Source organism: Streptomyces sp. DT190, from assembly GCF_049846985.1.
In the GTDB taxonomy this organism is placed as follows: Bacteria; Actinomycetota; Actinomycetes; order Streptomycetales; family Streptomycetaceae; genus Streptomyces.
The window spans coordinates 1-3545 of the sequence record NZ_JBNCNM010000055.1 but is presented as its reverse complement, the minus strand read 5'-3'; the positions used below and the strand labels follow the sequence as shown (position 1 = coordinate 3545).

The 3545-nt window shown below is 75.0% G+C and carries 1 protein-coding gene; it reads left to right on the top strand.

What is annotated here, in order from left to right; all coding sequences use genetic code 11:
* The coding region (locus tag ACPXCS_RS39525) for a type I polyketide synthase (protein WP_425971246.1) at positions 1 to 3545 on the top strand (3545 nt) is incomplete at both ends.

Below are 3545 nucleotides of genomic sequence, written 5' to 3'. Positions count from 1 at the left end.
TGCGGACTGGGCCGCGTTCTATCCCGCCGCCCGTCCCACCCATCTCGACCTGCCCACCTACCCCTTCCAGCACCAGCGATACTGGATGGAAGCGACCAAGGGCGCCGGCGACGCCGAGGCGGCCGGGCAGGCTGCGGTCGAACATCCGCTGCTCGGTGCGGCGGTGGAGCTGGCGGGGACGGACGTCACCGTGCTGACCGGCCGGTTGTCCTTGCCGACCCACGGCTGGCTGGTCGACCACGCCGTTTCGGGCACCGTCCTGCTGCCCGGCACGGCCTTCGTCGAGATGGCGCTCCGCGCGGGCGACGAAGTGGGCGGCGACCACCTTGAGGAACTCACCCTGCGGGCACCGCTGCTGCTGTCCGCGAACGGCGCGGTCCAGACCCGGGTGGAGGTGGGCGAGCCCGACGAGGCCGGACGGCGGCCGGTGAGCGTGTACTCCCGGCCCGACGGCGAGGGAACCGGTGTGCCCTGGACCTGCCACGCCACGGGCGTGCTCGCCCCCGGCGGTCCGGCGGGGTCCTCCTGGGATCCCCGGGTGTGGCCGCCGACCGGGGCGGTGCCGGTGGAGACCGATGAGCTGTACCCGTCGCTGGCCGCCCTCGGCTACCAGTACGGACCCGCGTTCCAGGGAGTGCGGGCCCTGTGGAGGCGGGGGCAGGAGGTGTACGCCGAGGTGGTGCTGCCGCGGGAGCGGCACGCCGAGGCGACCGCGTTCGGTGTCCACCCCGCGCTGCTGGACGCGGCCCTGCACGCCGGGCTCCTCCCGGACGACCCGGGGGCCGGGCGGGCGATGGACCCGCCGAGGCTGCCGTTCGTCTGGTCCGACGTGCGGCTGCACGCGACCGGCGCCACGAACGTGCGGGTGCGGCTGACCCCGACGGACCGTGACGCCCTGGCGGTGGAGGTCGCCGACACCGAGGGTGCGCCGGTCGCGTCGGTCGGTTCGCTGGCGCTGCGTCCGGTCGACCCCGAGAAGCTGGGCGGCGCGCGCGACGGCCACCACGACGCGCTGTTCCGCATGGAGTGGATGAGCCGTCCGGCGCAGGACTCCGAGGACACCCCGGCCGGCCCGTGGGCGCTGGTCGGCGACGACGGGCTCGGCCTGGCCACCCTCCTGGACGACGATGCGCGAGTGCGGCGGTACGCGGACCTGTCCGTGCTGGGCGACGCGCTCGCGGCACCCGACGCCTCCCGGCCCGGACTCGTCCTGGCCTGCCGACTCCCCGGCGAGGACGCCGCCTCCGGCGATCCCGCCGCCGCCCGCACCGAGTTGCTGACCTCGCTGTCCCTGATCCGGTCATGGCTCGCCGACGAGCGGTTCGCCGACTCCCGGCTGGTGGTCGTCACCCGGGGTGCGGTGGTGACCGGCCGCGCGGAGCGCCCGGCGCTCGCCTCCGCGCCTGTGTGGGGGCTGCTGCGCGCCGCGCAGACGGAGAACCCGGACCGTTTCGTCCTCGTCGACGTCGACGAGGACGAGCGTTCCCTGCGCGCCCTGCCTGCCGCGCTCGCTTGCGGAGAGCCGCAACTGGCGGTGCGCGGCGGAGAGATCCTGGTGCCGCGGCTCACCCGGGCCACCGCGTCGGGCACCGAGGGTGCCGGGCCGGTGGCCACGCCGCCGGAGTGGAATCCCGAGGGCACGGTGCTGATCACCGGCGGCACCGGAACGCTGGGCGGGCTGCTCGCCCGGCACCTGGTGACCGAGCGCGGGGTACGGCATCTGTTGCTGGTCAGCCGCCGCGGGCCGGCGGCCGAGGGCGCCGGGCACCTCGTCGAGGGGCTGGCCGAACTCGGGGCGACCGCCGAGGCGGTGGCGTGCGACGTGTCCGAGCCCGAGGCACTGTCCGCCCTGCTGGAGGCGGTACCGGCCGAGCATCCGCTGACCGCGGTCGTGCACACGGCAGGTGTCCTCGACGACGGCCTGGTCTCCGCGCTGACGCCCGAGCGGCTGGACGCGGTGCTGCGGCCCAAGGCGGACGCGGCATGGCATCTGCACCGGCTCACCCGGGACCTGGACCTCGCGGCGTTCGTCCTGTTCTCCTCGGTGATGGGCGCGCTCGGCGGTGCCGGGCAGGGCAACTACGCGGCGGCCAACGTCTACCTCGACGCGCTCGCCGCACACCGGCGGGCCGAGGGACTTCCTGCCACCTCCCTGGCCTGGGGCCTGTGGGACCAGCGCAGCGACATGACCGAGGACCTGGACCGGGCGGACCTGGCCCGGATGGCCAGGGCCGGCCTGGCACCCCTGCGGGCGCAGGAAGGGCTCGCCCTGTTCGACGCGGCCCTCGCCCTCGACGAGCCGATGCTCGTCCCCGCGAAGCTGAACACCGCACGGCTCGCCCAGGGCGGCCATGTGGCGCCGTCCCCGGTGCTCGGCGCCCTGGTGCGTCCCCGCGCCGCCCGGCGCACCGCCGCCGCCGGTTCACCGGACGGGGCCGCGGGCGGGCACCGGTTCGCCGGGATGTCCCCGGCCGAGGCGGAGCGCGAGCTGACGGAGCTGGTACGAGCCCACGCGGCGACCGTGCTGGGACACCCGACGCCGGAGGCCATCCGGCCGGACAGCGCCTTCAAGCAGCTCGGCTTCGACTCGCTCTCCTCGGTCGAACTGCGCAACCACCTCAACACCGCCACGGGCCTGCGCCTGTCACCGACGGCGGTGTTCGACCACCCGACGCCGGCCGCGATGGCCCGGCATCTGCGCGGTCGGTTGCTGGGGGAGGCGACGGCCACCGCCGGCCCGGTGGCCGCGTCCGCCGCGTCGGACGAGCCCATCGCCGTGGTGGGTATCGGCTGCCGGCTTCCCGGAGGCGTGGGATCGCCCGAGGAACTGTGGGAACTGGTCGCATCCGGCAGTGAGGCCATCTCGGACTTTCCGACCGACCGTGGCTGGGACGTCGAGGGGCTGTACGACCCGGATCCGGGCCGGCCGGGCAAGAGCTACGTCCGCGAGGGCGGCTTCCTCACCGACCCCGCTGCCTTCGACGCCGGCTTCTTCGGAATCAGCCCGCTCGAAGCGACGGCGATGGACCCGCAGCAGAGGCTCCTGCTGGAGGTCGCCTGGGAGGCGATCGAGCGCGCGGGCATCGACCCCACCGCCCTGCGCGGCAGCCTGACCGGCGTGTTCGTCGGCGCCATGACCCAGGAGTACGGCCCACTGCTTCACGAGGCCGGGGAAGGGCTGGACGGCCTGCTGCTGACCGGCAGGATAGCCAGCGTGATCTCCGGCCGGCTGGCCTACTTCCTCGGCCTCGAGGGCCCGGCGATCACCGTCGACACGGCCTGTTCGTCGTCGCTGGTGGCGTTGCACCAGGCGGCGCAGGCGCTGCGTCAGGGAGAGTGCACCCTCGCCGTGGCGGCGGGTGTGTCGGTGATGTCCACCCCGGGCGTCTTCACCGAGTTCAGCAGGCAGCGAGGGCTCGCGGCGGACGGGCGTATCAAGGCGTTCGCGGCCGCCGCCGACGGCACGGGCTGGGGTGAGGGTGCGGGCGTACTGCTCCTGGAGCGCCTCTCCGACGCCCGGCGCAACGGGCACCCCGTGCTCGCCG